The sequence below is a fragment of the Sporolactobacillus inulinus genome, assembly GCF_006539285.1.
Classification (GTDB): Bacteria; Bacillota; Bacilli; order Bacillales; family Sporolactobacillaceae; genus Sporolactobacillus; species Sporolactobacillus inulinus.
The window spans coordinates 74,630-81,797 of the sequence record NZ_BJMS01000014.1 but is presented as its reverse complement, the minus strand read 5'-3'; the positions used below and the strand labels follow the sequence as shown (position 1 = coordinate 81,797).

Annotated in this window: 4 protein-coding genes; 3 read left to right on the top strand and 1 reads right to left on the bottom strand. The window is 46.9% G+C overall.

Annotated elements, in window-relative coordinates; all coding sequences use genetic code 11:
* From SIN01_RS03365 to SIN01_RS03355, 3 genes are all read left to right on the top strand, one after another.
* Positions 1-285, top strand: a 285-nt coding sequence (locus SIN01_RS03365; protein WP_218027773.1) for an HIRAN domain-containing protein, incomplete at its 5' end; no start/stop codon positions are given.
* A gap of 329 nt (positions 286-614) precedes the next feature.
* Positions 615-2,372: a DNA repair helicase XPB gene (locus SIN01_RS03360; protein ID WP_170214993.1), complete on the top strand. Its 1,758-nt coding sequence runs from the start codon at positions 615-617 to the stop codon at positions 2,370-2,372.
* A gap of 3 nt (positions 2,373-2,375) precedes the next feature.
* The gene (locus SIN01_RS03355; protein ID WP_141305988.1) at positions 2,376-4,118 is read left to right on the top strand and encodes a helicase-associated domain-containing protein; all 1,743 of its coding nucleotides are present in this window, start codon (positions 2,376-2,378) and stop codon (positions 4,116-4,118) included.
* A gap of 754 nt (positions 4,119-4,872) precedes the next feature.
* On the opposite strand, the gene SIN01_RS03350 is transcribed toward SIN01_RS03355, so the two are convergent.
* Positions 4,873-6,264: an L-cystine transporter gene (locus tag SIN01_RS03350; protein WP_141305993.1), complete on the bottom strand. Its 1,392-nt coding sequence runs from the start codon at positions 6,262-6,264 to the stop codon at positions 4,873-4,875.
* Between the last annotated feature and the right edge of the window lie 904 nt (positions 6,265-7,168).

The following is a 7,168-nucleotide window of genomic DNA, read 5'->3' as shown; positions in this document are numbered from 1 at the left end:
CCCGATAAATGTCAACTATCCTTTGAAAAAGATCCGAGCAATGAGTATGATTTGTTTGCGGTAAAAATTAAAACGACTGAGGGGGCACTTTTAGGCTTCGTACCGGCATTCTATAGTGAATTTGTTACAAAGGTCCTTGATTACGATTGCTTAACGCAACTGCGCATTGAACGCATTGATCCATCTGCATTACCGCAGCTCCAAGTGCGTCTTTCGTTGAAAGGAACATTGAATAAACGGTCATATGAAATTGAGAAGAATTATGTTGGGGTGACACAACATTAAAACAATGTGAGAAGCTGTTCCTTAATCCTTGGCGCTTTTAAGGCGGTTTTTAACTTAAACAGCTTCTGTTGATCGATGACGATCACTAATGGGGGCGGCATTTAACCGAATAGATCTGTAAAATAAAGTCAATTGACCGGTGAATTTTGCTATTGCCAGGTCAATTTTTTTATTGGCTGTGTGCCTTCAACCCACTTGTATCTCTTTATTCCTCATCATCCTTCGCGACGGATTCGCGCGTTGTGCTTCTGCTATCATTTGTGTATAGCGCGTCACCATGCAAATCGTTTAAAATAGAATCATAGACGATTTTGAAGGGCGTGCTTGCAATGGCTTATCAGCCGAACAACCCATTAATGATTCAATCGGATATGTCGGTTCTGTTTGAAGTGGATCATCCGGATGCTACGACGATTCGTCATGTGCTCAGTGATTTTGCGGAGCTTGAGAAGAGTCCGGAACATGTGCACACGTATCGAATTACGCCGCTTTCGCTCTGGAATGCGGCTGCATCGGGACGAACGCTTGAACAGATTTTGGATCTTTTTGAACAGTACAGTAAATTTGATATTGCACCAAATGTTATTCAGGAAATCCGTGATCAGTTTGACCGCTTTGGTCTGCTGACGCTCACGCGTGAGGGCGATCGACTGATTCTTGTCAGTCAAGATCCGTCGATTCTTCGTAAAGTATTCCGCTTTAAAAGTATGAAGCCGTATGTTGCTGAGTGGATCGATGAAGTGCATGTGGCGGTTACTGCTTCAAACCGCGGACGTTTGAAGCAGGACCTGATTAAGATTGGCTATCCGGTTCAAGACTTGGCGGGGTATACGGAAGGTTCGCCTTTGCCTTTTCAACTCCGAGAATCATGTTTATCGGGCGAGCCTTTCGCTCTGCGCACGTATCAAACGGTGGCTGTCGACAGTTTCTATGCCGGCGGTTCCTCGCGCGGCGGCAGCGGTGTCCTTGTCCTTCCGTGCGGCGCAGGAAAGACGGTCATCGGGATTGCTGCAGCGGCAAAGATCGGGGCTGAGACGCTGATTCTTACCTCGAGCGTCACTGCTGCGCGGCAATGGATTGCGGAAATTCTTGATAAAACGACGGTGCGTGAGGATCAGATCGGTGAGTATTCCGGTGCGCAGAAAGTGATTCGACCGATCACCGTCGCAACCTATCAAATCGTCAGCCGAAACAGCGGAAAAGCCGTGCAGGATCATCTGAATCTTTTTAATGAACGGAACTGGGGCTTAATCATCTATGATGAAGTGCATCTGCTACCGGCGCCGGTTTTCCGGGTGACGGCAGATATTCAAGCGCGACGCAGACTTGGTCTGACGGCGACATTAATTCGCGAAGACGGGCTGGAGAGCGATGTTTTTACATTAATTGGCCCGAAAAAATATGATGTTCCTTGGAAGGAATTGGAGCGGAGCGGCTGGATTGCGACGGCGGACTGCCGGGAAATCCGCGTGGCGCTCGAGGAACAGGAGCAAATCAATTATGCGGCTGCGAATGCAAGGACTCAGGCGCGGCTGGCGGCTGAAGCCAATGGAAAAAATACGGTGGTCAAACGCCTTTTACAGAAGCATTGCGAGGATCAAGTGTTAATCATTGGACAGTACTTGAGTCAGCTCAAAAAGTTGCAGCAGCAGATTCAGGCGCCGATGATTACTGGGCAGACGTCGATGAAAAATAGGGACGAGCTCTACCATAAGTTCCGAACCGGTGCCATCCATTGCTTGATCGTATCCAAAGTGGCCAACTTTGCGATTGATCTACCAGACGCCAATGTGGCGATTCAAATTTCAGGACAGTTTGGTTCGCGACAGGAAGAGGCGCAGCGGCTTGGCCGGATCCTGCGGCCGAAAAAGCAAGAAAATCAGGCCTATTTCTATTCACTCGTTGCCAAAAATACGAAGGAACAAGAATTCGCAATGAATCGTCAGCGATTTCTTACTGAGCAAGGTTATGCGTATCGCATCACTGAAGCATTGCCCGCAGAAAGTGATCAGGTAACAAAAGAAGTAAATGCATCGATCGCTTCACTTGATGCCTACCGTCAAAAGAAAAGAAAGCTGGAGGAATAAGGGATGCTTGCTCAAGAGCTGCTCGAAAAATTAGGAAGGCAAGAACTGCAAAAGGTCGCACGCTTTTTTGGATTAAAGAAAAGGCAGTATGCGTCAATGAATCAAGAACAGCTGATTGATGCCCTGATGATTGGCTATCGTGATGGACTGCCGAGTCAATTAGCAAGACTTACTCGGTCGGAGATGGACTTACTGATCTTCCTATGTATGGCTACGCACGCGTTTGATACTGGAGCAGAACTTAACGATGTGGGCCGCGTAACAAATCAAAGACGTAATCTGCATCAAACCTTGCAGAGTCTGGCAGGTAAGGGCATGATTTGGATGAGCCGTGAACGCTGGAATGCGGTTATCTATGTTCCTGAAGAAGTCTTTGTTTTTCTACTTCATCGTGAAGCTGCCCCTTTGATCAAGAAACCGGACCGCTCGATCGTCGGGACGATTAAGCCTAAGGAGAATTATGGGTTGGCAGCAGTCCATGACTTGATTCATTTGCTGTCTGCGATCGCGCATGGGCGTATCGAAGTCACGCAGCAGGGCGATATATACAAGCGGCAAATGAAAAAGCTGAATGAGCAGTGCCGGTTGAATGCTGAACTTTTTAAGAACCTGTACTTTGACGCTGATTACGCGAATATTCAATTCTGGAAAAGATACTTACGTCACTGTGGCGTGATCTCCATACCCTTAGAACACCGCGTGATTCGGATTAAGGAACAATCGCTGGAGCTTTTTGCTCAAGTGACTTACCTTCAGTGGATCATCGGTTTTTATGACTTTTATCGCGAGCGTTACGCACAAATCCACACTGCTCCAGTACCGACGACTCTTTGTCTAGCACTCCTTACTTATTCAGGCCAAGATTGGGTACTGCAAGAAACACTTTATGAACGTGTTCATGAGTGGTGCACTCAATGGAACTTTTATATCGACGAGAGAATGTTTAATTCTTTGTTCTACCATCCGTTTCTCATTTTCGGATTAATCGAAACAGGGATCGATGAGCAAGGGAGAGCTGCTTGGCGCTGGACGGATTGGGGCAAGGCATGGGTGAATTTAATGACGGATACGGCGGTTGATCATGATGTGGACCTGATGACTGAGGGAATCTATGTCCAACCTAATCTTGAAATTATGGTTCCGGCAAACATTCTGCCGGTAATTCGATGGCGCGTTGAAACCTTTGCTGAGTTGAAAAATTCCGATACCGTTTTGATCTATGAATGGTCTAAAGCGCGGATTGAGCAGGCGGCAGAGGCGGGGTGGACGCTGCCAGAGATTGAGGACTTTGTCCAATCCTATAGTAGAAATCCGGTTCCAGATAATGTACTGCAAACGCTCCGGGATTGGCTGGATCATTACGGAAAGGCCAAACTGTGGGATGTTCTGGTTCTTCAAGTGAGGGAGCAAGAAGCCGCACATCTGTTGACCAATAAAAAAATAAATGAGTTCATCGTCACCTCCTTCTCGCCAACAACCGTTGTTATTCGGCGTAACGATGAAATGAAGCTGCGCACGCTCATGAACAGTCTCGGCTATCCGCTCCCGCGTACGGTGGCTTCCCCTGACCATCCACTCGATCGGAGTAGCTTCAGTCAGGCAAGTGAACGAGAAATGAATCAAAAGACCTATGCGCCCGGCACACTCAAACAAGGTTTCGATCGTGAAGCAATGAGGGGAAAAGCGCTTGGGATTAAAAAAGCAACGAACGATTTGAATGATTTTGACTTGGATTACCCATTTTGAAAGACACAAGGGAGCCGGGGGACTTAAATCTACCTGATTATGCCGTTCGCTCATCATGAGCAAATGGCGATGTCCGAAAAACCGCATCAGTATTGGGTGACGCGAGGGTTAAAATAACTTTCTCCCAGCTTAATTGCGTACTCATGCGGTTTTCACGTGAACAAGAAGGGAAAGCTTTCTTTTCCTCCCATGAAAATCCATAGAAAAAAGATGCCCGATGCCAGGTAAAACAATGTTGTGAGCGAATGGCACACGAAGGAAGGCATCTTTTTTGGCTAAGCGCCAATCTGAAAAATTGACGGAAAAATTTCGCTTAATCAGTAAAAAGGAGAAAAACGAGCGTCAATAGACGGAGGGATTCCGCCTATTGCCTCGATAAACATGAAAATGGGGGATTTTGCTTTGCATAATCGGAAAACTTCCGCTTATTATACCCCGAGACGAGCTCCATTCTGCATTTAATCGGAAAACCTCCGCTTATTAAGCAAAACGATTGCAGTTACCAATCATAATCACTTCGTTATTCTCGTTCGTGCAACTGCTGTGATCAATTCTAATCGAAAAGTAACCACTAATGGAGATAATCATACCTTCGATTCAGGTTATGCGGCAAACCCTTCATGGCTTTCGATTACGACCCCCCCCCCGCTAAAATGTAACGCATATGCGCATAACAAAACCCCTCGTGAGCCAGCCTTATTCAGGGCTGTTCACGAGGGGTTGCTATCGTCAGACGTCCGTCTCGCCGATTTTGTTACACTGCATTTTGCGGTTCGGGATTCCTCTGATCGTAGACGTCTTTATTCAATTCACCGGTTGCCCGGCCAGTCAAGAGACCCGCCACCATTGCATCACTCACATTGAGTGCTGTGCGCCCCATGTCAATGAGCGGCTCAACAGAGATGAGCAATCCGACAATGGCTACTGGAAAATTGAGAATGGATAGAACGATCAGTGATGCAAAAGTAGCACCACCGCCAACACCGGCGACGCCAAATGAACTGATCGCCACAACGAGAATGAGCATCAGAATGAATGACGGACTCGATGGGTTCACACCGGCAGATGGAGCAGCCATGATTGCCAGCATCGCCGGATAAATACCCGCACAGCCGTTCTGTCCGATCGTAAGCCCGAACGATCCGGCAAAGTTGGCGATTCCGTCCGAAATGCCAAACTGTCTCGTCTGCGTCTCCACATTCAATGGTAGCGTCCCTGCGCTCGATCGAGAAGTAAAGGCAAACGTCAGTGTCGGTAGTGCTTTTCTTACATAGGTTGCCGGATTGAGTTTCAATAGGCTGATGATGATCAGATGGATCACAAACATGGTGATCAGCGCGGCATACGAAGCAACAACAAATTGGCCCAGTTTATAAATCGCTGAATAATCACTTGTCGCCGTAAACCGAGCAATCAGAGCCAGAATGCCATACGGAGTTAAACGCAGGACTAATCGTACCATCCGGATGATCACCGCATACAAGGTGTCGACCAGATTGGCGAACAGCACGGACTTATCCGGCTGTTTCCGCTTCACGCCAAGATAAGCAATACCGATAAAAGCCGCAAAGATAACGACGGCAATCGTTGATGTTGGTCGTGCCCCGGTCAGATCGGCAAATGGATTAGCCGGCAACAAAGAGACGATCTGCTGCGGGAAGCTCAAGTTCTGAACATTCTGTACACTCGACTGCAGGGCTGCGTTCCGAGCTGCCTCCGCAGCACCCGACGTTAGTCTGAGTCCATCCAGACCGAACACCAGCGCACTAATGATCCCGATAAAAGCCGCAATGGAGACCGTACCAAGCAAGGTTCCAATCACAAGTGCACTGATTTTACCGATGTTTTTCGTAATCTTCAATTTGGTAAAGGCACCGACAATTGAAATAAAAACAAGCGGCATGACCACCATCTGCAGTAAGGTCACATAACCGTTGCCGGCGATATTGAACCAGTCAACCGACTGAGCGGTGACCGAAGATTTCGATCCATATATGAGATTCAAAGCGATACCGAAGAGAATACCGAGTCCCAGTGCCGAAAAAACGCGTAGTGAAAATGAAACATGCCGTCTCCTCAAGAAGATGAGGAAACCAATCAATAGAGCAAAAACAACTAAATTAATGATAATGAAATAAATGTCCAAATCATCCACCTCTAAGTATCTTCTTATAACGTTCTGTAACATGACTTCAAGGGCACCGCATGATGTGTCCCCCTGAGTGACATGGTTTCCATTTTAATACCGCAATTCCGATCAGTCAAGTAAGGTATAGAACGAGGGGAAGTCAAGTGATTGAGGTTAAATCGATTAAAAACAAATAGAGCGGCCGTCGATGTGCTCGGAACGGCTGCTCTATTCATCTAATTGGCAAATCACGTGATTTATTAATTTTCACAGAAAAGAGTGCCGTTTCGTTGTGACTGACGTGGTGTCTTCGAGGGTGTCAGATCTAGACTAGAGCCCCTCGATCTGAAAAGGTGCGCGGCGCGACTTTGAGGTTTGTGAGGTCGGCAGCGGTGAATTGCCGATGATTAGGATTGGCCTAAAAAGTAGTGGACAAACAAGATGGTTCGTGGAAAAGTACATCCGCATCAGAATGCACGAGGTGCCTTAACCTCCCTTCGTCTCAATAATACTAAATATTAAAATTAATGGAAATATTTATTTGTAAATTATTTCAATTTAATTCGTTCGTGTTCACAATTTGGAAACATAATCAAAAAGGCATAGGACAAGGGGACCTTATGAATCCACACGCGACTTTTTATCAAACATGATGAGTGATCGTGTCGCTCGCTAAAACAAAGAAGAGGCCGTCCCAAAAGGGTGTTGGATTTATACTGTGCTCCAATTGTTCGCATCGACAGAGCACGACCACGGGCGATCTAGGATCCTCATCGGCTGATCCTGTAAGGCCTGAGGGGTTTCCTCCGGCTCGCGATCAACGGGAACGCGCCGCAGGAGTCTCGTATCTTCGCGCCTCCCAAAATAGACTTTTTTTAAGGGTGTCTCAAAAGTCAATTGACTTTTGAGACACCCTCTTCTT